Consider the following 23,499-nt stretch of genomic DNA (forward strand, 5'->3'; position numbering starts at 1 on the left):
TCCAGCCGCTCGATTACCCGTTCTCCCGCAGGGGTCAGCCTGTATAGGAAGCGCGAGCCGAAAGGGGCGTCCCGGTAGCGCTCTATTAGCTTCCTACCGGGCCTGCCGTGCCTATCGATTTCTGCAAGGGCCATGAGGTCGGTGTGAATGGTCGAATCTGGTCCGTCGACTTCGTTTCCCACTTCGAGCCGGGAGATACCTGGGCAACTCGCTACCGACAGAAAGACCATCGCCCGACGTAGGGGAGCGCGACGCCCGATAGAATCCTGCAGCACTTCGGATGCGACCTCTAGTTGAGCAAGCGCGTGCGGCTCCCGCTCCGACAGGGAAGCCCCCTGCGTGACCATCTGTTCCATCGTGCAATCCCCCCGCGCCGAGGTGGTCGGCAGCGCATGCTGTATAGGTGCCCCCTGTAATGCGGTCGACGGGGGTTTACCTTTTGGGAATGTCCCGCGTTGCAGCGCTCGGCGGCGTCCAGCGCCGTACCCCCGACACGTCCAGGCCCGCGTAGGTGTGCTGGTCGATCGCGAGGCCTAGCGAAGCTGTCTCACCATACTCTTCGTTGGCGGTGGCGTTCCGGGGGCGGTGGCCCATAAGGTATTCGCGGGCATCACGCGGCAGCAGCGACTTGCGGGCGGCGGTCGACCAAGAATGTCGGAACTCACGCGACGGCTGGCGGCCCTCCCCAGCGGGCTTCACTCCCTGCTCCTCCACATACTTGCTCCACCATTCGCCGAAAGTCGGGAACAGCAAATTGCGGGCGTTTTTGATGGTGAGCCTTGGGAACAGTGCGACCGTGCCGGAGCCCCTTAGCCAAGTCACGTAATCGAGGAAGCCAAGGTCGATAAGGGGCTTGGGGACCGGGAATGTGCGGACGCCAGAATCCTTCTTCGAGGTCTTTAGGCTCTGCTGCCCCTTCACAGGGTGCACCCCCGCGTCTGTAATTGTCATCATCCACCGATCGCAGTCCGGGTCACATGCGATGTCCGCTACCAGCATCTGTGCGACCTCTTCAGGCCGCGCTCCAGTCCAGAGCAGCATTAGCGGTATCCAATAGCTCGCCTCTCCGCGCCCCCGCACAGGACGTTCGCCGTGCGTGAAAATCGGCAGCGTCAGGAACGCCTGTATCTCCGCCAGGCTGAAACCTATGACCTTGCGGCGCTTGCTGCTCTGGGGGGAAGTTCGTGCCTTGAATGGGTTGGGCAACTCTTCTGGAATGTCGCCAGCGGTGGCCGCCTTTGTCCATAGGGTCGCCAATGCGCCGACGTGCCGGTCAAGCGTGACGGGTGATAGGCGAGGCACATCGGGACGGTAGGCGTACAGCGCCGCCAGTTCCTGTAGCGACGCCGTACGATGAACACGCGGGACCTTGGCGGGCCGCTGGGCCAGGAGGTTCAGCAGGTCCGTGACCGCTCGCCTAGTGAGCGCTGCAGGCGTTACCGGGCCTAGTGCCTCGCGCAGGAACCGCAGAGCAGTCTGGGCCCCTTGGCGCGTGGTCGGGCTTATGGCCTGGTAGGCGGCGTCCAGCAGCGCTGTAGCGATTGTCTCAAAGGTCTCTTCCAAGGCCGTTTCGCGAGGGGCTTCGACGACTACCGATAGGCGGGCCGGGCGCTGGGGGTCGGCGGGGGTCGGCAGCACGGCACCCGTTTGGCGTTCGAGGATCGTCCCGCTGGCGAGGATGGCTGCGTCATTAATCGCTCGGCATAGTTGACGATAGGCGAGCGCGGTCGTGTCGAAGAGATAGCCCTTGAGGGCCGCTAGACGCGCCGCCGTACCGGCCCACTCCGAACAAATGCCCTCTAGGTCTGCAAGGGCCCGCAGCGCCTGCCAGTAGGCCATGTCGCGCGTCGTGCGGGTCTCGGTAGCCACCGCGCGTGCCAGATGCCCATTGGGGGATTTTCGAGCCACAAAGGCCGTGCTGCTCCCTGGGGTCCATCGGGCGTATTCGTCGTTAGCGAGCATCTCTACGCGGTAGGCCTCTGCAATGAAGGCTATCGTTGGCGTGTCCAGGGGATCGAACGTGCGCGTGGAGGCCTTCCGCGCAAGCGCTACCGTTCTATCATACATCGCGGCAGCTTCCCGGTAACGCTCCAGCGCCCCCGGCGTGTCAATCTTGGTAGCTGCGAGCGACCGCTTGAGCTGGGAGTTTGGCGGCGGGATGAACGGGCGCAAGGCGATCGGATACACGCGCCGATAGATCAGGCGGCTCGTTTTCGGGTCGCGTTCGACGTGGTCCAAGGCTGCTCCCATGCTATTCGATGCCCCTCGCAATGTACCGTCCGGGGCTTACGAAGTCACTGTAATCTGGGATTATTTAGGCTTTCCAGTCCCCTAGTAGGAGAGTGGTGCCCGAGGGCGGGTTCGAACCACCGACACCACGATTTTCAATCGTGTGCTCTACCAACTGAGCTACTCGGGCACACGGCGCGTTGCCGCACCGGAAGCGCGCTCTTAGTCGGGGTCCTGGCGGCTGTCCAGCCCATCTGGCCCGCGATCGACCAGACTATCCGATTCATCGCGCTCCGCCGGCCCCGCCGGAATGCGATAGCCTTCGCCGAGCCATTGCAGCAGATCGCGGTCGCGGCAGCCCTGGCTGCAAAAGGGCTTGTGCGCCGCGCTCGCGGGTTTGCCGCAGATCGGGCAGGAATCGGTCTTGGCCATCAGTCGGTCTCGAATTGGGCGTCGACGCCGGTGCGGCGGGCGAACTCGGCTGTCCATGTGGGGTGCGCGCGGAGAGTGGCAAGCACGCTCTTGCTCACGCGGTGCTGGCGCGGCGCCGGCGGCGGCACGCGCTCCAGCTGGCGCAGCAGGGCGCGGGTGCGCGCGGCGGGATCGCTGCGCAGCAATTCGGGCAGCGAGGCATGGAGCCGCGGGCGGACGATCTGCAGGAAGCCGAAGCCGTTGACCGCGGTGCGCTCGAACGGCTGGGGCAAAGCGGCGTCCAGCGCGGCGGCGACTGCCTGGCGCGGGGCCTTGCCGGTGATGGTGGGGAAATCCACCCCGATCGAACCGCCAATGGCGTGGCGCACGATGGCCTGGGCGATCGCGGTGGCGGCGGCGATCGCCAGCGGCTCGAGCGGGCCGACGCCGTCGACGTCGAACAAGGTCATCGCCGGGGTCGGCGTCATGCGCAGCGCGCCGCCGGCAAAGGCGATTTCGCCACTCAGCGCTTCCTCCAGCACTTCCGACCAGCCGGCCTGTTCCAGCGCATCCGCCTCATGCGGGCGCAGCGTGCGCACCGGCAGCCCGCTGGCGGTGATGCGGGCGAGCAGATCGGGGCCTGGGGCCGGTTGCTCGTCGGTCGGCGCTGCCTTGGGGCGCTTGGGGCGGCCGGCCTCGGGAATCGCCTCGCGCACGATCCTGACCGTCAGGCTTGACCCTTGCGTGATGCCGGGGGGCAGCGGGGACAGCGTCGCCTCGCTGCCACCCTCGAGCGTGAGGCGGGCTTCGCGGCCCTTGGTGGTGATCTCGACGATCCGCGCCCGGGTGACGGTGCCGAGCCGCGGGCCGGTATCGTCGGGTTCGATCAGCGCCTGCACAATGCGGTCGCCCTCGATCAGGGCGGCGCGGGCCTCGCCGATGCCGGCTTCATAGAGCCACTCAGGCAATCGGAATGCCCGCAGTGGTGAGCAACGCCCGGGTCTCGAACAGCGGCAGGCCGACGACGCCGGAATGGCTGCCCGACAGGAAGCGCACCCAGGCCTCGGCACGGCCCTGGATGGCATAGCCGCCGGCCTTGCCCATGCCTTCGCCGCTGGCGACATACGCATCGATCTCAGCGGCATTGAGCGGCTTGAACGCGACGATCGTGTCGCTCAGGCGGGTGCGGGGTTTGCCGTCGCGGCCGATCACGCACACCGCCGACAGGCAATGGTGGCGGCGGCCGGAGAGCAGCCCGAGCATGCGGCGCAAATGCGCCTCGTCGGCGGGCTTGCCGAGGATGCGGCGGCCGACCGCGATGGTCGTGTCGCCGGCCAGGATCACCTCGTCCGGCGCCCGCTCGACCGCCAGCGCCTTGGCCAGCGCGATGCGCAGGACGTAGGGGCGGGGCTCCTCGGCCTTCAGCGGATCCTCATCGATGTCGGGCGCGGCGATGCGACTGGGCGTGACGCCGATGCGCGCAAGCAGTTCCAGCCGGCGCGGCGACGTGGAAGCGAGGACGAGGTTGGGGATCATGTCTTACCTTGTGCCCCGGCACAGGCCGGGGTCCAGCCGGTCAACCGTCCGCGCGGCAGCGCGGCGATCGACGCTACGCGTCGCGTCTGGACCCCGGCGCGGGTCCCAGCAAAATAGTACTTTGCTGGGTTCCCTGCCGCCGGGCGCAATCACTTGAAGCGGTACGTGATGCGGCCCTTGGTCAGGTCGTACGGCGTCAGTTCGACCAGCACTTCGTCGCCCACCAGCACGCGGATGCGGTTCTTGCGCATCTTGCCGGCGGTGTGGCCGAGAATTTCGTGATCGTTTTCGAGCTTCACGCGGAACATGGCGTTGGGCAAAAGCTCCACCACCTGGCCGCGCATTTCGAGCAATTCTTCCTTGGCCAAACAAACCTCTAGCAAATATCGGGAAATCGTGAACGCGGCCCTTAGCGGATCATGCGCGCAAAGGGAAGCGGAGTGGAAGGTTAGGCTAAGGTTATGCCAAAACGCGTCGCGGCGGGCGGCGGGCGGCGGGCGTCGCGGAAGGTTAGGCTAAGGTTAGGCCTGCGTGGCGCTTTGCCGGGCAGGCGGTGGTGACGCCGGGCGGGTGTGGGCAATGGGAAAGAGCGAGTCGGGCCGCGATCGTAGCGGGTGGCGGGCTTGTAGGACAGGGGCGCGTGTCCAACAAAATGCTGATCAGATCTCGTGGAAGAACGCTTCGTCGATGCTGATCTCATAGGTGGTGACGGGGCGGACGACGACGCCGAGATTGACCTCGCGCAGCAGATCGCACAGCGCCTCGTTCAGATCGATCGCGGGTGCACCGTCGAGACGTGGTCGGGAAACTTCAGATAGCTTCGTCCCCCACGACATCTTGTCGTGATGATATTGTCGCCGCTGGTCGGGTAGCTCGTATCGAGCACCGAATCTGCGAGCCATTCTGGTGGCTGGTGCGGGTTTCCACGACCACGGCCTTCTTCACCATGCTGATCAGCGGCGGCAGTTTCGGGCGGTGGTCGTGCGCCAGTTCGACGAGCGTGACGATCTGCAGCGCGGAGAAGCGGCCCCATAGGGTTTCAATCGTTGGGCGGCTGGCAGCTTCGTCACGCATCTTCTGGCACGGCTCAACCTCCTCCTGTCTTTTCGAGTTCAATAATGCGTGCGGCCAGTTGCTCCTCGAACTTGTAGAGATCGGTGAGCGCCGAGATGCTCTGCCGCGTCTCCTCCTTGCCCGCGAAGGTGCCCAGATAACGTGTGGTCGGGCTATTGAAGTGCAGCCGCACAAGCGTCTTGCGGTTATTGTCGTCGAGAAGAATCGCGCAATAGGATTTTGAATCGCGGATCACGATCCGTTTCGGATCGATATGACGCGCGCCCATCGCCTGAATGATGCGGAAGCCGGCAATTTCGTCATCTGTTGTGATGATGCCATCGCCTTCGGACATGTCGTCCGAACCACCTTCCTCGATCATGGTCGGAGCTGGGTTGGCGACGTTCAGTGCACTGGTCAGGCGATCGTTGACGCGGTCACGGATGATTGCGGCGATCGACCCGGCGAGGATTGTCTGGAACTGTTCCTTGATCGAGGCGGTCAACCGGCCGGATTGCACACGAGCCGCCATCAATCTGACGAACTCTTCGGAGGGGCTTGCGAACTCCTTCTCAAGTTCGATTCTGATCGAGGACTGGAGCTTGAGCCGCCCCGCTTCGGCCACGATGCCTTCGATGCTGAACTGCGATTTCGAAAAGCGCTCCAGCGTGGCGGGATCGGTTCGCCTTATCGAGTCCATCGAGAAAACGAAGAACGGCTTATCGTCCATCTTGTTAGGCTGTTCGATGTCGGAATAGAATTGATACACGACACCGTTGGTCAATACCGCGACGCGGGCCTCGGTTGTCGAGAAATAGCGATACAGCTGAGACGCATGCTTCAGGTCGAGATCGACCGATGACGGCTTGCATTCAATGAGAATGCTAACTTTGCGATCGATACACAAAGCGTAATCGACCTTCTCGCCTTTCTTTATGCCGACATCGGCTGTGAATTCCGGAATGACTTCGGAAGGATTGAACACGTCATAGCCAAGCGCTTGTAAGAAAGGCATGACTAAGGCAGTTTTTGCTGCCTCTTCGGTGAGCAGCAATTCTCGGTGTTCCGACGTGCGCTTTTCGAGTTCAACGAGTTTTGTGGCCAAATCCATTTGTATACTCCCCCGCCCGTACGGTGCCGATTTTCTCGGCTATTTCAATGACAAAAGCAGATCGCATTTTGCTCAACTCGAATCCTGGCACATAATCTGCATTCTGACGAGATCGACGCTGTGGTCCGCGATCGCATTGTGCAGCACTTCGAGATTGTCGCCGTAATAAAGCCGGTTGGTCATAGAGGCCCCTGGAACGCATCGGGAACGTAGCGTCGTGCCGCACGTTTGTGGCTCGTTACCCGTGTTTCCAGAGGAGACGTGTGATGGCCGACAAGAAGACCTCCCCCAAGGCCGCCAAGGCGGCGTCCAAGACGCTTAGCGACGGACGGACGGCGAAGGATTCCAAGACAGCGGCCGGTTCGGCGCTAAGCCAGACGCCGGCGGGGAAGAAAAAATCCAAGAGCTGATGCTGGCAGAAATTCCTCCGGTACGTTATATTGGAGTCGAATGGATGTGAGCACCATGACAGCTAAGAAGACTTCTTCGATGGCAGGCCCTGCCGCCTCGAAAGCACTGAGTGACGGACAGTCGGTCAAACACGGCAAGACCGCTGCTGGGTCCGCTTTGTCGCAGCGTGCCATGTCGAAGCCGGGTAAGATAACGTACCGGCAAGCGGATCGGGCGGTCAGCGATTATCTTTCTGGGAAGCGTGCCTGACATCGGATGCCGAAGACGGCACCCAACGTCTTCGTAAACTGCGCTTTCGACGCGGATTTCGCTGAATCGTTTCGGGCAATCGTTTTTGCAGTCATTGCTTGCGGTTTCATCGTGCGTTGCGCACGCGAAATGGATGATGCGAGCGAAACCCGTATCGACAAACTGTACCGCATCATCGAGGAAAGCCGCTTCGGTATTCACGACTTGTCCCGAACTGAACTCGATTCCGTGCATGGTTTGCCGCGCTTCAACATGCCCTTGGAGCTAGGCATGTTCCTCGCGGCCAAGCGGTTCGGCGACGAAGAGCAGAAGCTCAAACGGTGCCTGGTGATGGACATCGAGCGTTACCGCTTCCAGCGTTTCGTTTCCGACCTCGCGGGCATGGACATTCAGCCGCATGATTCCGAACCGCGACAAATGGTAGGCCGCGTGCGAGACTGGCTGGTAGCCGTATCCAGGCAGCGAAAGATACCAACGACCGCCGCAATTCTCGAAAGCTACGATTTGTTTGTCGAGGCTCTGCCGCAGATTGCGCGCAATGCGGGTTTCCAGATGGCGGACTTAAGTTATCCAGATTTCGAACGACTGACGCTTTCCTGGGTGCGGCGCCGCCGCAGATAAACCGTGCCTGCCAGGCGCAGTTTATGGCAACAGCGTGCCATATCCAGGAGATTGTGGCGAAAAACAGAAGCGGCGTGCTGGCGGAGCCACGCCGTCGGCCGGATCGGGCGGCGATCCCGCCCGTCCGCCGGGGCCACCCCGCAAAGTCGTACTTTGCGGGGACCCCTCGGCCGGCATTCGGCTGGTCGGGGATTAGCTGCGCTCATCCCTGCCTCATGCTTGCCTCAGGCCGGATTGTTCACCTTCAGGAACGCCTCCAGCTCCTGCAAGAATTGCAGCCGGTCCGCGCCCTGCGAGAAGTGGTGGTCGCCTTTGGGTTGCTCGACATAGCGGAACGGCTTGCCGGCCGCCTTGAGCTTGCTCGCCATGTCGCGCGATTGATCGACCGGCACGACGGTGTCGGCCTTGCCGTGGACCATCAGCAAGGGAATCGAGAAGGCGGCGGCGTGGTTGATCGGCGAGACGCTTTTGAGATCCGGGGCCTGCGCGCGGAGATAGTCTTTCGAGCGGTTGCCGTTGAGGAAGCGGCCGTCATAGCGCAGCATCGCCGGCATGTCGGACACGCCGGCAAACGACACCGCGCAGCGATACACGCCGGTATCGCGCTCGGCGGCGCGCAGCGCGGCATAGCCGCCATAGGAAGCGCCGACGATGCACACGCGCTTGGCGTCGGCCAGGCCGCTGTCCGCCGCCCATTTTACGGCGTCGGTCAGATCGTCCTGCATCTTGAGGCCCCATTGGCCCTTGCCCATGTCCTCGAAGGCGGTGCCGTAACCGACCGAGCCGCGATAATTGGGCTGCAGCACGGCATAGCCGCGGCTGGCGAGGAATTGCGTCCACCAATCCCAGCTTTCGTCGTCGCGCGCCGCCGGGCCGCCATGCGGCATCAGGATCAGCGGCAGGTTCTTGGCCGCGCGGCCCTTGGGCACGGTCAGCACGGCGGCGATCTCAAGCCCGTCGCGGGCCTTGTAGGTGATCGTCGAGACGGGGGCGTAGGCGGCGGGCGGCAGCAGGTTGGCGGTGTGCGCCAACAGCTTCATCGTGCCTTCCGCCGGGCGATAGACGTAATAACTGCCGGGGCGGTCGGCGCCGCCGACCAGCACCATCAACGTGCTGAAATCGCGGCTCCACGAGACGATCCGCGCCCGCCGCGTGCCGACCGCTTTGTCGATCTCGCTCTGCACCCGGGCCAGTTCGGGATCGAACCAGTGGGTGCGCGCGGCGGTATCGGTATAGCGCACGCCGATCGCGCGGCCGCCGGCCGCGTCGGTGATGATCCCGCCAATGTCATAGCCCGGCTTGCCGAACAGCTTCTTGCCGGTCTTGAGCGTGGCGAGATCGAATTCGTACAGCGCGTCGAACCCGTCATCGTCGCTGAACGCGATGCCCTTGCCCGGTTCGGCAAGAAACATCGCCGGCACGTCGCCGAGCGAGGCCATGGTGCCGCGCGCCTTGGCGACGGTGCGGAAGGATTGCTCGGCGCGGTCACGGTAGAGCAGGCGGTAGCCGCGCGACGTGTCGTCATAGGCGATGCCGAGCCGCACAATGCCGCCGCCATCGGCATACCAGTCCATGACCTTTTCGGTCGGGCGCAGCACGGTCGTGGCGCGGCCGGTCGACACGTCATATTCGCGCACCATCGGCCAGAAACCGGGCTCGTTGCTGTAGATCGAGGTCTGCAAGGCCATGCGGATGCGCGGCGTGCCGTCGCTGGCGATCCACAAGATGTCGTCGGCATTCTGCCCCGCATCCTTGGCCAGCGGGACGGTCTTGGTGCCGTCGGCCTTGATCCCGACGGCGCGGCGCAGATACCATTTGTCGCCCTGCACGCCCTGCGTACCGCCGACCCGTGCGACCAGCCAATCGTCATTGACCCAGGTCCAGCTGTTGAGATCGTTGGTGCCGGTGCCGAGCCCGACGATCTTGCGCCCGGGCTCGAGCGGGATGATCGCCAGCGCCTGCTTGCCGTTGACCGAGACGCGCGCGGCGACCTGCGTGCCGTTCGGCGACACGGTGGGCGTGGCCATGAAGGGCAATTCGGCGAACGCCTCGATCGGCGGCGGGGCCTTGGCCGCGGCGCTTGGCGGATCTGCCGGCGGCGCCGCAGCAGCGGTAAGCACCAGCGCCACCGCGCAGGTGATGAGTCGATCGGTCGTCATGGCCAGCCCCCCGGTTGAGTGGAGATGCTAGCCTAGTCGGCAGGGTGCGGAAAGTGGTTGTTTATCAAGGAAAAGAGGTTGGCGCGTCCACCTTATCGTCACCCGGGCTCGACCCGGGGCACCGCTTCTTCCTCGCCAGAAGCAAGAAGCTGGGCCCCGGCTCGAGGCCGGGGTGACGGATGTTGGGTATTGGCTTTAATGCGCCGCCAGTGCCGCAAGCAGCAGCAGCGCGACAATATTGGTAATCTTGATCATCGGGTTCACCGCCGGGCCCGCCGTATCCTTGTACGGGTCGCCCACCGTGTCGCCGGTCACCGCAGCCTTGTGCGCTTCGCTGCCTTTGCCGCCGTGATTGCCGTCCTCGATATATTTCTTGGCATTGTCCCATGCGCCGCCGCCGCTGGTCATCGAGATGGCGACGAACAGGCCGGAGACGATCACGCCGAGCAGCAGCGCGCCGAGCGCCGCGAAGGCGCTGGCCTGGTCGGATACCGCCTTGATCACGAAATACACCGCGATCGGGGCGAGCACCGGGAGCAGGCTGGGGATGATCATTTCCTTGATCGCGGCGCGGGTGACGAGATCGACGGTGCGGGCATAGTTCGGGCGGCTGGTGCCGGCCATGATGCCGGGATTGTCGCGGAACTGCGCGCGGACATCCTCGACCACCGCGCCCGCCGCGCGCCCCACCGCGGTCATGCCGAACGCGCCGAAGCTGAACGGCAGCAGCGCGCCGAGCAACAGGCCGACAATGACATAGGGGTTGGAGAGGCTGAAATCGACGTTCAGATCGGGGAAGAACTCGGCCAGATCGGTGGTGTAGGCGCCGAACAGGACGAGCGCGGCGAGCGCGGCGGAGCCGATGGCATAGCCCTTGGTTACCGCCTTGGTGGTGTTGCCGACCGCGTCCAAGGCATCGGTGCGGTGGCGGACGTCGTCGGGCAGGCCGGCCATTTCGGCGATGCCGCCGGCATTGTCGGTGACCGGGCCATAGGCGTCGAGCGCCACGACCATGCCGGCCAGCGCGAGCATCGCGGTGGCGGCAAAGGCGATGCCGATCACGCCGGCCAATTGGTAGCTGGCGATCACCGCGACCGAGATGACCAATGTCGGCAAAGCGGGGCTTTCCAGGCTGACCGCGAGGCCCTGGATCACGTTGGTGCCGTGGCCGGTTTCGCTGGCCTTGGCGATGCTGCGCACCGGGCGATAATTGGTGCCGGTATAATATTCGGTGATCCACACCAAAGCACCGGTCAGCGCGAGCCCGATCATCATGCACCAGAACAGGTCCATGCCGGTGAACGAGGCGCTGGTCGCAGTGCCGGCGAGCGCTTCGGCGGTGAGATTGTCGGAGGCGGCATCGAGGAAGCCGGCGCCGCCGATCACAGCGTGCATGTCGCCGATCGTGTACTGCGTGGCGAGGTAGATGGCGGGGATCGACAGGATCACCGTGGTCCAGAAGCCCTTGTAGAGCGCGCCCATGATCGACTCTCCCTTGCCGAGCCGGACCATGTACGTGCCGATGATTGAGGTGATGATGCACACGCCGCCGACGATCATCGGCAGCGTCATCAGCTTGAGCAGTTCGGCGGTGTCGGCCTTCACCAGCAACGCGATCGACACCATCGTCACGCCGAGCGTCACGACATAGGTTTCGAACAGATCGGCGGCCATGCCGGCGCAATCGCCGACATTGTCGCCGACATTATCGGCGATGGTCGCGGGGTTGCGGGGATCGTCCTCCGGGATGCCGGCCTCGACCTTGCCGACCAGATCGGCGCCGACGTCCGCCGCCTTGGTGAAGATGCCGCCGCCGAGGCGCGCGAAGATCGAGATCAGCGACGCGCCGAACGCCAGCGCGACCAGTGAATCGATCACGATGCGGTCATTGGGGGCATGGCCGGCGGGGCCGGTGAGATACCAGAAGAAGCCGGCGATCGCGAGCAAACCGAGCCCGGCGACGAGCATGCCGGTGACCGCGCCGGAACGGAACGCCATGGTCAGGCCGCCCTGCAGCGAGGTGCGCGCGGCTTCCGCCGTGCGGACATTGGCCTTCACGCTGACGTTCATGCCGATGAAGCCGGTGATGCCGGAGAGGATCGCGCCGATCAGAAAGCCGGTCGCCGAAACGAGCCCGAGGAAATAGGCGACGATCACCGCCATGACCACGCCGACGATGGCGATGGTGCGATATTGCCGGCCGAGATAGGCGCGCGCGCCTTCCTGAATGGCGGCGGCGATATCCTGCATGCGCTCGTTGCCCGGGCTGGCGGACATGACCTGGCGGCTGGTGACGATCCCGTACAATACGGCAATCAGGCCGCACACGATGGCGGCATAGACGATCTGCATGCTCTCTCCCTTGGCTCAAGGTGGCGAGGGAGCCGATGCTTTGCGCCGTGCCCCCACGGTTGGCCGGAAGGTATAGGGCAGGTGGGGGCAGCGCAAGCCGCGCTAGCCGGCGTGCTGGAAGCCCAGTTTTGCCGGTAGCAGAAGGGCTTGGTCGCCATGTTTGAGGGAGAGGCCGGCGCCGGGCGTGAACTGGCCGACGCGCGTGGCGGGGACCGGCGCGGCGAAGTCGGCGGGGGCGGCAAAGAGCAGTTGGTAATCGTCGCCGGCGGTGGCGGCCGACAGGCGGGCGGCCCGATCGCTGCCGACGAAAGCGGCATAAGCGGGGGAGAGCGGGATGGCGGCGAGGTCGATCGTCACCGCGAGGTTGCTGGCCTTGGCCATGCGCTCGGCGTCGATCAACAGCCCGTCCGACACGTCCATCATGGCGTGGACGTGGGGCGCGAGCGCCTGGCCGTCGGCGAGGCGGGGGGTAGGGCGGCGATAGGCGGCGAGCAGGGCGGCGGGGCCGTCCGCTCCTTGCGCGATGGCCAGGCCGGCCCCGGCGTCACCGATCGTGCCCGTGACGTACAGCGCATCGCCGGCGCGCGCGCCGCTGCGCGGCGGGGCGGGGGCGTTGCCGCCGATCGCGGTAAGCGTGATGACGCGCGGCGCGTGCGCAGGGAGCGAGACGGTGTCGCCGCCGAGCAGGGGGCAGGCGAAGTGGGTGAGCGCGGTGGCGAGGCCGGTGAGGAAGGCGGCGTCCCAATCTGGCTCCTTCCCCGGCGAAGGCCGGGGCCCAGTCGCGACGGTAGACGTTACGTCGCGCGGTGTTTCGTCATGCTCGTTTCCCCACTGGGCCCCGGCGTCCGCCGGGGTGGTCGTGAGGGAGGGCGCGCGCAGCGGATAGTTGAGCAGCACGCCGACCAGGGTCGCGCCCTTGGCGGCGAGATCGGAGAGGTTGGTGGCGAGCAGTTTCCACGCAACGTCCTCGGGCGGATCGCCGGGGAGATAGTGGACGCCTTCGACCAACGTATCGGTGGTCAGTGTGTAGCCGCCCAGCGTCGCGGTGTCGTCGAGCAGGCCATGTGCGCCGGGGTGCAGCGGGAGCGTGCGCAGGCGGGCAAGGAAATCGGCTTCGGTCACGGAGGCGTGATAGCGGGTGAGGCGCCTGCTGTCGTGCACCACCGTGCTCCTGCGCACGCAGGAGCCCAGATTGAAGAGCGCAGCATTTGTAACCCTGGGCCCCTGCTTTCGCAGGGGAACAGTGATCAGCGCGCCGCCGCTGCCTCGGCCTCGGCGATTTCGGCCAACTGCGCGGCGCAGGCGGTCCAGCCTTCCGTGAAGCCCATCGTGTCGTGCTCGTCGCGCGCTTCCGCGGTCCAGTGCCGTGCGCGCGCGGTGTAGCGGGTCTTGCCGTCTTCCTCGGCGAACTCCCACAGGCCGGTCATGAACGGCTTTTGCGGCACCCAGCCGACAGCAAACGCGTCGGTGGTGATGAAATGCTTGCCCGGCACCACTTCCAGGAACACGCCTTCCAGCTCGTGCTTCTCGCCATCCGGGCCGTGCAGGATCATCGCCGAGCGGCCGCCGGGGCGCCACTCCTGCGCGATGATCTCCGTGGTCCAGGGGCGGGGGCACCACCATTCGGTCAGGCGCTCGGTGGCGATCGCCCAGACCGCGCCCGGCGGCGCGTCGATCAGGCGGGTGACGGAGAGTTCGTACGCGTCGGTCATGGCAGGCTCCGGTCAGTCGCGGTCGGGCGCGCCGGGCGGGAACCAGGCGCGATACGGACGCGCCTCGTCGACCGCGCGGGCGACCGAGGGGCGGGCGAGCAGGCGGGCGCGATAGGCGCGCAGATCGGCATGCGCGGGATCGATCTGCTGGACCCAGTCGGCGTAGAACAAAGCTGGGGCGGCGGCACAGTCGGCGAGGCTGAAATCGCCCGCCGCCCAATCGCGCCCAGCGAGATACGCGTCGAGCCAGGCATAGGCCTTGTCGAGCGCTGCTTTGGCCTCCTGCACCTCGATCGTGTCGCGTCGATCAGGCGGGTGACGGAGAGTTCGTACGCGTCGGTCATGGCAGGCTCCGGTCAGTCGCGGTCGGGCGCGCCGGGCGGGAACCAGGCGCGATACGGACGCGCCTCGTCGACCGCGCGGGCGACCGAGGGGCGGGCGAGCAGGCGGGCGCGATAGGCGCGCAGATTGGCGTGCGCGGGATCGATCTGCTGCACCCAATCGGCGTAGAACAAGGCGGGGGCGGCGGCGCAGTCGGCGAGGCTGAAATCGCCCGCCGCCCAATCGCGCCCAGCGAGATACGCGTCGAGCCAGGCATAGGCCTTGTCGAGCGCCGCTTTGGCCTCCTGCACCTCGATCGTGTCGCGCCGTTCGGGCGGGCGCAGCGCATCGTTCACCACACGCTGCATCTGGCTCATGACGTGATTATCGAAGATGCGATCGAGCAGGCGGACCTGCAGTGCCGCATCCGGATCGGCCGGGATGAAGCGCACCGCGCCGGGGTGATACTGTTGCAGATGCTCGATGATGATGGAGGATTCGATCACCGGCCGACCGTCGTCGAGCAGCACCGGGAATTTGCCCAGCGGCCATGCTTCGGCCAGCGCCGCGCCATTGTCGGGCTGGTCCGGGCCGATCTGACGGTAGGTGAAGCGCGTGTCGTTCTCGTACAGCGGGATCAGCACCTTCCAGCAATAAGACGAGAAGGGATGCGCGAAGAGTTCGAGCATCAGCCCTTGCCCGCCAGCGCACGCTCGATGCCGGCAATGTCGATCTTGCGCATCGTCATCATCGCTTCCATCGCGCGGCGGGCGGCGGCCTTGTCGGGGTGGGTGGTCGCCGCCATCAGCGCGCGCGGGGTGATCTGCCACGATACGCCCCAGCGATCCTTGCACCAGCCGCAGGCGCTCTCCGCGCCGCCGTTATCGACGATTGCGTGCCACAGCCGATCGGTCTCTTCCTGATCGTCGGTATAGACCATGAAGGAGACCGCTTCGGTCTGCGGGAAAGTCGCGCCGCCGTTGAGGCCGAGGAAGCGCATGCCGCAGACGGTGAACTCGACGGTGAGAACGTCACCCCGCTGGCCGTTGGGATAATCGGTCGGCGAGGTGTTCACCGCATCGACCGAAGAATCGGGGAACGTGGCGGCGTAAAAGCGCGCCGCCGCCTCCGCCGTCCCGTCATACCAGATGCACGGCGCGATCTTGTGGCTCATTGCGTGCCTCCCGCCGGGGCGACCACGCCGAACATCACGCCGTGCGGATCGCTGGCGACGATGATGCGGTCGCCGCCCGGCACGTCCATCGGCCCGGCATGCACCGTGCCGCCGTTCGTCGTCACCTGCTCCGCCGCCGCGTCGATATCGGGCGTGCGGAAATAGAATTGCCAGGCGGGCGGCGGGCCCGACGGCGCGGTCATGGTCGCGCCGATCGTCTCGTCGCCGACCGCGATGAACATGTAATCGCCCATTTCGCCCATCGCCATCTTGTCAGGATAGGTCCAGCCAAACATGTCGGCATAGAAAGCGTTCGCGCCGGCCTGGTCCGGCGTCATCAGCTCGTTCCAGTTGCACTTGCCCATGCCAGTGCGCTGCCAGGCTTTGCTGTCCTGATCGCTGGCGCCCCGCATGACGTAGAACGGGATGCCCTGCGGATCGGCGACCAGCGCCATGCGGCCCACGCCGGGGAGATCGATCGCCGGCATGCGCACGCTGCCGCCGGCCGCGCTGATCTTGGCCACGCTGGCATCGACATCGTCGACGCCGATATAGAACAGCCAGCCGGGCTTGGCGCCGCCGCTTTGCATCTCGGCGGTCAGCGCCATCAGGCCGCCGGCAAAGTCGCCCTCGCCGGCATCGATCATGCGATAGTCCATGCCGCCGGGGTCGGCCGGGTGGACGGTCCAGCCGATCACGGTCTCGTAGAATGTCTTCGATGCCTCGGCATCGGGGGTAAGCAATTCGTACCAGATCGGGCTGCCATGCGGATTGGTCATGGGACGTCTCCTATCGGTCGAGGATCGGGGCGAAACCGCCGAAGATCATGCGCTGGCCGTCGAACGGCATGTCGGTGGGCGGGGTTTGCTGCGCCACCTGCTTCATGCCGGCGTCGCGAATGGCCTTGTCGGGCCATTCGACCCAGGAAAAGACCACATTCTCGCCCTCCGTGGCATGCACGGCGCGAAAGAAGTCGGTGACCTCGCCGGCCGGCACGTCGTCACCCCAGGCCTCGACCAGACGGGTCGCGCCGTTTTCCAGGAAGGCCGGCGCGACGTGGCGCGCCATATCGAAATAGGCCTGCTTCTTGTCCGGTGCGACCGGGATCAGGAAGCCATCGACATAGCCGGTCGCACCGCCGGGGCCGGTATCGATCTCGGGCGCGAAGCCGGCGAAGATCATGCGCCGGCCATCGAACGGCATCTCGCCCATCTCCGCCATGCGCGGATCCTCCATCATGCGCTTCATGCCGGCCTGGTAGACCTCGCGCGACGGCCATTCGCACCAACTGAACAGCACCGTCTCGTCATCCTTGGCCTGCACCGCGGTGCGGAAATCGTTCAGCTTGCCGACCGGCACGTCGTCGCCCCACGTCTCGACCATCCGCGTCATGCCGAATTCACGGAAGATCGCGACCGCCTTGGCGGCATGTTCGACATAGGCCTGCTTGTTGGCGCTCGGCGCCGCCAGCACGAAACCCTGGATATAGCTCATCGTCTCTCTCCTGTCGGGCTCAGGCGGCGGCCGGTTCGGGCTCGAAATCCGCCAGATGATCGGCCAGCGCCTTTTGATAGGCCGGCCGGGCTTCGCCGCGCGCGACATAAGCGGCGAGGGTGGGGAAGTCGTTCAGCAGCCCGCTGTCGTGCAGGCCGCGCAGCACCGAGACCATGGTCAGGTCGCCGACGCTGAAATCGCCATCGAACCAGTCCTTGTCGCCGAGCGCGGCGGACAGATCGGTCAGCCGCGCGCGGATATCCTCGATCACGCTCGGGCGACGTGCGGCCGACCATGGGCGATCCGCCTCGAAGATATCGACGATGGCCAATTGCATGATCGACGGTTCGACCGAATTGAGCGCGGCGATCACCCATTGCTCGGCGCGCGCCTGCCCCGCCGGGTCGGCCGGCAGCAGGCCCGGCGCCGCCCGCGCGATGTGCAGCGCGATCGCGCCGGATTCGAAGATTTCGACCGTGCCGTCGCGGTAGGTCGGGAGTTGCCCGAACGGCTGGAAGCGCCGATGCGCCGGGCTCTTGACGACATCGTGGCCGATCACGTCGACGGCATAAGCCTGCCCGGTTTCCTCGAACGCCCAGCGCGCGCGCATGTCGCGCACATAGGAACGGGCGAAATCCGGCACCCAGTTGAACGCGGTGATGGTCGGCGTCATGATCCTCTCCCAAAACGCTGCGTGCGGAGTCAGGCGGTGGCCTGGGCCATCTCGCCGGGGCCGCTCTCGACAGCGGCCGGGTCCATCCACATCACTTCCCACAAATGCCCGTCGGGATCGGCGAAGCTGCGGCCGAGCATGAAGCCGTGATCCTGCGTCGGCGTGACATCGGTGGTGCCGCCATGCGCGCCGGCCTTGTCGACCAATGCGTGGACCGCATCCTTGCTCGGCTGCGCGATGCACAGAAAGGCGCCGACCGCGGCGTGCGGATCGGCGACCGCATAGCCCGGAATGAACCCGGCAAAGCGTTCGCGGCTGAGCAGCATGACGTGGATATGGTCGGACAGGACGATGCACGACGTGGTGTCGTCGCTGAATTTCGGGTTCCTGGTCGCACCGAGCGCTTCGTAGAAGGCGGTCGCCCGGGCCACGTCGGTGACCGGCAGGTTGATGAAAATCATCTCGGTCAGGCTCATCGTCTTCTCCCCCTGGAAACCGTTCGTTGTCGAATCGCTGTTTGACGATGATGCCCCGGCCAGTTACTAAAAACAACTATGAAGTTAGAAAAAGTAACCGAGTTGATCGAGGGGCGGGACAGGAAGTGGTATGACGATGCCTGCGGCACGGCATTGGGCATGGAGTTGGTCGGCGAACGCTGGTCGCTGCTGATCGTGCGCGAGCTGTTGCTCGGGCCGCGGCGGTTCGGCGATCTGCGCAATGGCCTGCCGGGCATCAGCGCTAATGTGTTGACCCAGCGGCTCGAAGGACTGGCGGCGGCCGGGATCGTAACGCGCGACCATCTGGCCGCACCGGCGCGGACGCCGGTTTACGCGCTGACCGACTGGGGCCGCGAATGCGAGCCGGTGGTGCTCGGGCTGGGCCGCTGGGCGCTGCGCTCGCCGCGGCACGATCCGCAACTGCATTTCTCGCCCGCCGCGCTGATCTTGTCGTTGAAAATGCTGCTGGTCGCCGACCGGGTCGGCGATCTCGTCGCGACGATCGGCTTCCGGCTTGGTGGCGAGGATTATCGCGCGCAGGTTGCGGCCGGCGCGATCGGCGTGGCGCGGGCGCCGGTCACCGGAGCGGATGCGGTGTTGGCGGGGAGCACGAGCGCGTTCCTGCCGGTGTTCTACGGCGCCATGCCGCTGGACCATGCGGTGACCGCGGGCGCCCTCACGCTGTCGGGCGACGTGGCGACGGCGACGCGCTTCTCGCGGCTCTTCGCGCTGCCGGAAAAAATCAGCTGATCGGCAAAACTGATCGCAAGCGGTTGAGTAGGCGGCGCTGCATGTCCTAAGGCGTTGGGCCAGACACGAGGCGCACGTACATGACCGATATCCCCAACATCCAGCCCGACAGCCGCGAGACGACGATTCTCGATGCGCCCGATCGCATGATCAAGGTGCGCGACCTGTTCGGGATCGATTCGGACATGGAGGTCCCGGCCTTCTCGGAAGCCGACGAGCGCGTGCCCGACCTCGATCCGGCCTATGTGTTCGATGCCGATACCACGCTGGCGATCTGCGCTGGCTTCGCGTTCAACCGCCGCGTGATGGTGCAGGGCTATCACGGTACGGGCAAGTCGACGCATATCGAGCAGGTCGCCGCGCGCTTGAAATGGCCGTGCATCCGCATCAATCTCGATGCGCATATCAGCCGTATCGACCTGGTCGGGCGCGATGCGATCGTGCTCAAGGACGGCAAGCAGATCACCGAATTTCGCGAAGGGCTGCTGCCCTGGGCGCTGCAGACGCCGACCGCTTTGGTGTTCGACGAATATGATGCCGGGCGCCCGGACGTGATGTTCGTGATCCAGCGCGTGTTGGAGACCGAGGGCAAGCTGACCTTGCTCGATCAGAATCGCGTGATCCGCCCCAACCCCAATTTCCGCCTGTTCGCCACCGCCAACACGATCGGCCTGGGCGATACCAGCGGCCTGTATCACGGCACGCAGCAGATCAACCAGGGCCAGATGGACCGCTGGAACATCGTCGTCACGCTCAACTATCTGCCCGCCGCGGTCGAGGCGCAGATCGTGCTCGCCAAGTCCGGCGAATATGACAAGCCCGAGGGCAAGGCACAGGTCGACAACATGGTCCGCGTGGCGGACCTGACCCGCAAGGGCTTCATCAACGGCGACATCTCGACCGTGATGAGCCCGCGCACGGTGATCACCTGGGCGCAGAATACGCTGATCTTCAAGGATGTCGGCTTCGCCTTCCGCCTGTCGTTCCTCAACAAGTGCGACGAGGCGGAACGCAGCCTGGTGGCGGAATATTACCAGCGCGTGTTCGGCAAGGATCTGCCCGAGAGCGTGGTGGGCAAGGCTTGAACCAAGGGGTGGGCTAATGTATTAGTCCATCCGGAGGTGGGTAATGGCCGATGCCGATCCGCAGACGACGTTCAACGTCCACGATGCCAAGACCAATCTGTCGAAACTGATCGACCGTGCGCATGCCGGCGAGGAGATCGTGCTCGCCAAGGCCGGCATTCCCTGGGCGAAAATGGTGCCATATGCCGATCCCGCCAAGCCGCGGCGGAAGCCTGGACGCTGGCCGGAACTGCGCAATATTCCCGCCGAAGCGTGGTTCGATCCTTTGCCCGAGGACGAACTGGCCGCGTGGGAAGGCAAATATTCGAACATCATCTGAGATGCACATCCTGATCGACACCCACATTTTGATCTGGTGGTGGGCCGAAGATCCACAATTACCCATGCCACTGCGTGACTTGATAAGTGCAGACGAAACCACGGTCTATGTCAGCGCGATTTCGGCGCTTGAGCTAGGCATCAAGGTCCGATTAGGACGACTGCCGCAAATGGTGCAGCGCCTTCATCAGTTCAACGAAGGTGTCGTCGAGGATGGCTTCTACCACCTCAATATTCATTATGAACATGCCCGCCGCGCCGGCCTTTTGCCGGGCGAACACCGCGATCCGTTCGACCGAGTACTTGCAGCCCAGAGCTTGTACGAGCAGATGCCGATCGTCACGAGCGACCGCGAGATTGCGGCATTCGGTTGCGATGTAATCTGGTAGAGCTGCGGGATGATCCGCCTGCTCAGACTTTCCCCACTGCTGTTGCTGCTCGCTGCCGCGCCCGGCGACTACAAACTCGGCGCGCCGCCGTTACGGCTGCTGCCGTCGACGACAGCGGCGGGTGAGCAGCTCGTCACGCCCGGCGCGATCGTCGCGACCAGCGTGCTCGGGCGCCCCGATGCGGCGATCATGGCGGATGGCGTGACGCTAGCCCAGGCGGGCGAGCAGCGTAGCTTCCCGCGCGGTACCGTGCTCTCTGCGGCGAACGTGCGCGGGCTGCCGGGCGAGCATGAGCGCGTGTTTTGCGAGGATCGCCAGGAAGGATCCACCGCCAAGCTGATGACCGGGCAGATGCTGTTCGGCCTGGTCGGCGCGTTGCGCCCGACCAAACAGGATACGCAATATTGCCTGATCGATGCCGACAAGGATTCGTTCTTCGATCACGCTTTCCTGATCGGCGCGAAGGGCAAGGCCAGATTGCCCTACGCGATCCCGAAGGCGGAATATGGCTTGATCGAGGGCATGCCGCTGGGTGGTGAGGCGACCGTGCGGCTGCGCTATGTCGGGTCGGGCGGGGAGAAGGATGCGGTGGCGTTCGATCTCGAAGCGATCGGCTTCGGGCGGATGCGCGCCTTGGCCGGGGCGCGCCATGTCGTATCGATCGCCAAGCTGCCGGCGCATGAGATCATCGCCGGGGCGGTGCTCACCGTGCTGGCCTATGACGCGAAAAGCGGGGCGGCGACGATCGTCATCAACCGCGACCTTGCGCCGGGGCATATCGTGCTGCCAGAGATGGTCGAATGACCACCGAAACCCCGCTCGATCGATTCAAGGCCGTGCTCGGCGGCACGTCGCGCGCACTGGCCGACGAGCCGGAGATCGAGCTCGCCTTCACCGCCGATGCGCCGACCCAGTCGGGCAAGCATATCAAGGTGCCGATGCCGGCGCGCACCTTGCCGGCCGATCAGGTGGCCGAAGCGCGCGGCTTTGCCGATGGCTTCGCGCTGCGCTTGAAGCATCACAATGTCGCGCTGCATGCGCGGGGCGCGCCGGGCGACGCGGTGGCGCGGGCGGTGTTCGATGCAGTCGAGGGCGCGCGCGTCGAGGCTTTGGGCTCGCGTGGCTTTGCCGGCATCACCGCCAATCTCGCCACCGCGCTCGACATGCGGCTGCGCGCCGATCCGATTACGCGGGCGCGGAACCGGGAGGAAGTGCCGCTTTCGACGGCACTTTCGTTGATGGTGCGCGAGCGGCTGACCGGGCAGCAGGCGCCGGCGCTGACCGCGCCGGGCATGGCGCTGGTGCGCGAGTGGATCGAGAGCAAAGCGGGCAAGGATCTCGACGGCTTGGCGCTGGCGATCGACGACCAGCGCGCCTTTGCCACGCTGGCCACGCGGCTGCTCGAGGATCTCGAGCTGATCGAAGGGGACATGATCCCCGACGAGAGCGACGAGGGCGGCAATGACGACGAGGGCAGCGACGAGCAGCAATCGGACGAAGGCGACGACGGCGAGAGCGACAGCGAGGAAGGCCAGGGCGAGGTCGAAGCGCGCGGCTCCGAGCGCGACGCCGATAGCGAGCAAGGCGAGTCCGGCGAGGAAGGCGAGCAGGAGTTTGACGACGCCGAGGGCGAACCCGGCGATGCCGGCGAGGACGGCATGCTGCCGGTCCGCCCCAATCGCCCGATGCAGGATTTCACCAGCCAGTTCGACTATAAGGCCTGGACCACGTCCTATGACGAGGTGATCGCGGCCACCGAATTGTGCGACGCCGACGAACTGGCGCGGCTGCGCTCCTATCTCGACCAGCAATTGGTCCATCTGCAGGGCGCGGTGACCAAGCTCGCCAACCGCTTGCAGCGCCGGCTGATGGCGCAGCAGAGCCGGTCGTGGGACTTCGACCAGGAAGAGGGCATGCTAGATGCCGCGCGGCTGGCCCGCGTGGTGGTCAATCCGATGCAGTCGCTAAGCTACAAGATCGAGCGCGAGACCGATTTCAAGGACACCGTCGTCACTTTGCTGATCGACAATTCCGGATCGATGCGCGGCCGCCCGATCTCGATCGCGGCGATCAGCGCGGACATTCTCGCGCGCACGCTGGAGCGCTGCGGGGTCAAGACCGAGATTCTCGGCTTCACCACGCGCGCCTGGAAGGGCGGGCAGAGCCGCGAGACCTGGCTCGCCGCTGGCCGCCCGCCGCAGCCCGGCCGCCTCAACGACGTGCGCCACATCGTCTACAAACGCGCCGACGAGCCGTGGCGCCGCGCCAAGCCCAATCTCGGGCTGATGATGCGCGAGGGGCTGCTCAAGGAAAATATCGACGGCGAGGCGTTGCTGTGGGCGCATTCGCGGCTGATCGGCCGGTCCGAGGATCGCAAGATCCTGATGGTCATTTCAGACGGCGCGCCGGTCGACGATTCGACGCTGTCGGTCAATTCCGGCTCCTATCTCGAACGGCATCTGCGCCAGGTGATCGGCTGGATCGAGGGCAAGTCGCCGGTCGAGCTGGTGGCGATCGGCATCGGCCATGACGTGACGCGCTATTACCAGCGCGCGGTGACGATCATGGATGCCGAGCAATTGGGCGGCACGATCATCGAGCAACTTGCGGCCCTGTTCGACAAGAATGATTGATCCGCCGCCAGGCGGGTTCGTCGGGCCGGTCAAGCGCTCGGTGACGATCGCCGGGCACCAGACGTCGATCAGCCTGGAGCCGGTGTTCTGGGCGGCGGTGGAGCGGGCGGCGGCGGTGCGGGAATTGCCGTTGAGTGCGCTGATCGCCGAGGTGGATGCGGTGCGCATCCTGGCGGAGGATCCGCCGAACCTGGCGAGCGCGCTGCGGAGCTGGGTGTTGGCGGAGAGCACCTAATTCCTCCCCCAGCTTGCTGGGGGAGGGGGACCGCCCGGCTTCTTCAGCCGGGTGGTGGAGGGGTTCTGGCCGCGGACGCGGCGCCG

General features: G+C 65.4%; 28 protein-coding genes and 1 tRNA gene. 9 read left to right on the forward strand and 20 right to left on the reverse strand.

Features of this window, described 5'->3' with window-relative positions; translation table 11 throughout:
* Positions 1–432 precede the first annotated feature (432 nt).
* The 9 genes from U1739_RS10205 to U1739_RS10245 all read right to left on the reverse strand — a co-directional run bounded on the left by U1739_RS10205 (position 433) and on the right by U1739_RS10245 (position 6,340).
* Positions 433–2,238, reverse strand: coding sequence for a hypothetical protein (locus U1739_RS10205; RefSeq protein WP_332707512.1), 1,806 nt, complete (start codon positions 2,236–2,238; stop codon positions 433–435).
* A 105-nt stretch (positions 2,239–2,343) separates the two neighbouring features.
* Positions 2,344–2,419, reverse strand: a tRNA-Phe gene (locus tag U1739_RS10210).
* A 32-nt stretch (positions 2,420–2,451) separates the two neighbouring features.
* Positions 2,452–2,661 (reverse strand): DNA gyrase inhibitor YacG, encoded by a 210-nt coding sequence (locus U1739_RS10215; protein WP_332707515.1) that lies wholly within the window; start codon positions 2,659–2,661, stop codon positions 2,452–2,454.
* Positions 2,661–3,608: a ribonuclease gene (locus U1739_RS10220; protein WP_332707517.1), complete on the reverse strand. Its 948-nt coding sequence runs from the start codon at positions 3,606–3,608 to the stop codon at positions 2,661–2,663. The genes U1739_RS10215 and U1739_RS10220 overlap by 1 nt, the downstream gene beginning before the upstream one ends.
* Positions 3,601–4,176 carry a Maf family protein gene (locus U1739_RS10225; RefSeq protein ID WP_332707520.1) on the reverse strand — a complete coding sequence of 192 codons (576 nt, stop codon included), beginning with the start codon at positions 4,174–4,176 and terminating at the stop codon, positions 3,601–3,603. Before U1739_RS10225 ends, U1739_RS10220 begins: the two co-directional genes overlap by 8 nt.
* Before the next feature lie 149 nt (positions 4,177–4,325).
* Complete coding sequence (gene infA / locus U1739_RS10230; RefSeq protein ID WP_010162480.1) at positions 4,326–4,544, reverse strand: translation initiation factor IF-1; 219 nt, start codon at positions 4,542–4,544, stop codon at positions 4,326–4,328.
* A gap of 291 nt (positions 4,545–4,835) precedes the next feature.
* Entirely contained in the window at positions 4,836–5,012 is a 177-nt protein-coding gene (locus tag U1739_RS10235; RefSeq protein WP_332707523.1) for a hypothetical protein, read from the reverse strand.
* Positions 4,987–5,250, reverse strand: coding sequence for a hypothetical protein (locus tag U1739_RS10240; RefSeq protein WP_332707526.1), 264 nt, complete (start codon positions 5,248–5,250; stop codon positions 4,987–4,989). The genes U1739_RS10235 and U1739_RS10240 overlap by 26 nt, the downstream gene beginning before the upstream one ends.
* A gap of 13 nt (positions 5,251–5,263) precedes the next feature.
* On the reverse strand, positions 5,264–6,340 hold the full coding sequence (locus U1739_RS10245; protein ID WP_332707529.1) for a type I restriction endonuclease: 1,077 nt from the start codon (positions 6,338–6,340) through the stop codon (positions 5,264–5,266).
* A 266-nt stretch (positions 6,341–6,606) separates the two neighbouring features.
* On the opposite strand from U1739_RS10245, the gene U1739_RS10250 reads away from it, so the two are divergent.
* Both U1739_RS10250 and U1739_RS10255 read left to right on the forward strand, forming a co-directional pair.
* Positions 6,607–6,750, forward strand: coding sequence for a hypothetical protein (locus tag U1739_RS10250; protein ID WP_332707532.1), 144 nt, complete (start codon positions 6,607–6,609; stop codon positions 6,748–6,750).
* A 256-nt stretch (positions 6,751–7,006) separates the two neighbouring features.
* Positions 7,007–7,621 (forward strand): hypothetical protein, encoded by a 615-nt coding sequence (locus tag U1739_RS10255; RefSeq protein ID WP_332707535.1) that lies wholly within the window; start codon positions 7,007–7,009, stop codon positions 7,619–7,621.
* Positions 7,622–7,845: 224 nt separating this feature from the next.
* Here U1739_RS10255 and U1739_RS10260 read toward each other — a convergent pair whose 3' ends face one another.
* The 11 genes from U1739_RS10260 to U1739_RS10315 all read right to left on the reverse strand — a co-directional run bounded on the left by U1739_RS10260 (position 7,846) and on the right by U1739_RS10315 (position 17,982).
* Positions 7,846–9,780: an alpha/beta hydrolase family protein gene (locus tag U1739_RS10260; RefSeq protein WP_332707538.1), complete on the reverse strand. Its 1,935-nt coding sequence runs from the start codon at positions 9,778–9,780 to the stop codon at positions 7,846–7,848.
* A 195-nt stretch (positions 9,781–9,975) separates the two neighbouring features.
* Positions 9,976–12,132: a sodium-translocating pyrophosphatase gene (locus U1739_RS10265; protein WP_332707541.1), complete on the reverse strand. Its 2,157-nt coding sequence runs from the start codon at positions 12,130–12,132 to the stop codon at positions 9,976–9,978.
* A gap of 102 nt (positions 12,133–12,234) precedes the next feature.
* Complete coding sequence (locus U1739_RS10270) at positions 12,235–13,254, reverse strand: thiamine-phosphate kinase (protein ID WP_332707962.1); 1,020 nt, start codon at positions 13,252–13,254, stop codon at positions 12,235–12,237.
* A 125-nt stretch (positions 13,255–13,379) separates the two neighbouring features.
* Positions 13,380–13,844 carry an SRPBCC domain-containing protein gene (locus U1739_RS10275; protein ID WP_332707543.1) on the reverse strand — a complete coding sequence of 155 codons (465 nt, stop codon included), beginning with the start codon at positions 13,842–13,844 and terminating at the stop codon, positions 13,380–13,382.
* Positions 13,845–13,856: 12 nt separating this feature from the next.
* Positions 13,857–14,234 carry a glutathione S-transferase family protein gene (locus U1739_RS10280; protein WP_443025541.1) on the reverse strand — a complete coding sequence of 126 codons (378 nt, stop codon included), beginning with the start codon at positions 14,232–14,234 and terminating at the stop codon, positions 13,857–13,859.
* Positions 14,201–14,854 (reverse strand): glutathione S-transferase family protein, encoded by a 654-nt coding sequence (locus U1739_RS10285; protein ID WP_443025534.1) that lies wholly within the window; start codon positions 14,852–14,854, stop codon positions 14,201–14,203. Before U1739_RS10285 ends, U1739_RS10280 begins: the two co-directional genes overlap by 34 nt.
* Positions 14,854–15,339: a VOC family protein gene (locus U1739_RS10290; protein ID WP_332707546.1), complete on the reverse strand. Its 486-nt coding sequence runs from the start codon at positions 15,337–15,339 to the stop codon at positions 14,854–14,856. The genes U1739_RS10285 and U1739_RS10290 overlap by 1 nt, the downstream gene beginning before the upstream one ends.
* On the reverse strand, positions 15,336–16,118 hold the full coding sequence (locus U1739_RS10295; RefSeq protein ID WP_332707549.1) for a VOC family protein: 783 nt from the start codon (positions 16,116–16,118) through the stop codon (positions 15,336–15,338). The genes U1739_RS10290 and U1739_RS10295 overlap by 4 nt, the downstream gene beginning before the upstream one ends.
* A 10-nt stretch (positions 16,119–16,128) precedes the next feature.
* Entirely contained in the window at positions 16,129–16,833 is a 705-nt protein-coding gene (locus U1739_RS21170) for a DUF1428 domain-containing protein (protein WP_443025535.1), read from the reverse strand.
* Between the two features lie 19 nt (positions 16,834–16,852).
* Positions 16,853–17,506 (reverse strand): glutathione S-transferase family protein, encoded by a 654-nt coding sequence (locus U1739_RS10310; protein ID WP_332707552.1) that lies wholly within the window; start codon positions 17,504–17,506, stop codon positions 16,853–16,855.
* A gap of 29 nt (positions 17,507–17,535) precedes the next feature.
* Positions 17,536–17,982 (reverse strand): VOC family protein, encoded by a 447-nt coding sequence (locus tag U1739_RS10315; protein ID WP_332707555.1) that lies wholly within the window; start codon positions 17,980–17,982, stop codon positions 17,536–17,538.
* A 78-nt stretch (positions 17,983–18,060) separates the two neighbouring features.
* Between U1739_RS10315 and U1739_RS10320 the strand changes: the two genes are divergently transcribed.
* The 7 genes from U1739_RS10320 to U1739_RS10350 all read left to right on the forward strand — a co-directional run bounded on the left by U1739_RS10320 (position 18,061) and on the right by U1739_RS10350 (position 23,413).
* Positions 18,061–18,753: a winged helix-turn-helix transcriptional regulator gene (locus tag U1739_RS10320; RefSeq protein ID WP_332707558.1), complete on the forward strand. Its 693-nt coding sequence runs from the start codon at positions 18,061–18,063 to the stop codon at positions 18,751–18,753.
* 80 nt (positions 18,754–18,833) lie between these two features.
* Complete coding sequence (gene cobS, locus U1739_RS10325; protein WP_332707561.1) at positions 18,834–19,838, forward strand: cobaltochelatase subunit CobS; 1,005 nt, start codon at positions 18,834–18,836, stop codon at positions 19,836–19,838.
* A 43-nt stretch (positions 19,839–19,881) separates the two neighbouring features.
* The gene (locus U1739_RS10330; RefSeq protein WP_332707564.1) at positions 19,882–20,157 is read left to right on the forward strand and encodes a type II toxin-antitoxin system Phd/YefM family antitoxin; all 276 of its coding nucleotides are present in this window, start codon (positions 19,882–19,884) and stop codon (positions 20,155–20,157) included.
* A gap of 1 nt (position 20,158) precedes the next feature.
* Complete coding sequence (locus tag U1739_RS10335) at positions 20,159–20,545, forward strand: type II toxin-antitoxin system VapC family toxin (protein ID WP_332707567.1); 387 nt, start codon at positions 20,159–20,161, stop codon at positions 20,543–20,545.
* A 9-nt stretch (positions 20,546–20,554) separates the two neighbouring features.
* A complete protein-coding gene (locus U1739_RS10340) occupies positions 20,555–21,349 on the forward strand; it encodes a hypothetical protein (RefSeq protein WP_332707570.1) in 795 nt (264 codons plus the stop codon).
* Positions 21,346–23,178: a cobaltochelatase subunit CobT gene (cobT, locus tag U1739_RS10345; protein WP_332707573.1), complete on the forward strand. Its 1,833-nt coding sequence runs from the start codon at positions 21,346–21,348 to the stop codon at positions 23,176–23,178. Before U1739_RS10340 ends, cobT begins: the two co-directional genes overlap by 4 nt.
* The gene (locus U1739_RS10350) at positions 23,171–23,413 is read left to right on the forward strand and encodes a ribbon-helix-helix domain-containing protein (RefSeq protein WP_332707576.1); all 243 of its coding nucleotides are present in this window, start codon (positions 23,171–23,173) and stop codon (positions 23,411–23,413) included. The genes cobT and U1739_RS10350 overlap by 8 nt, the downstream gene beginning before the upstream one ends.
* The last annotated feature ends 86 nt before the right edge of the window (positions 23,414–23,499 follow it).

The organism is Parasphingomonas puruogangriensis, assembly GCF_036663635.1.
Taxonomy (GTDB): domain Bacteria; phylum Pseudomonadota; class Alphaproteobacteria; order Sphingomonadales; family Sphingomonadaceae; genus Sphingomonas.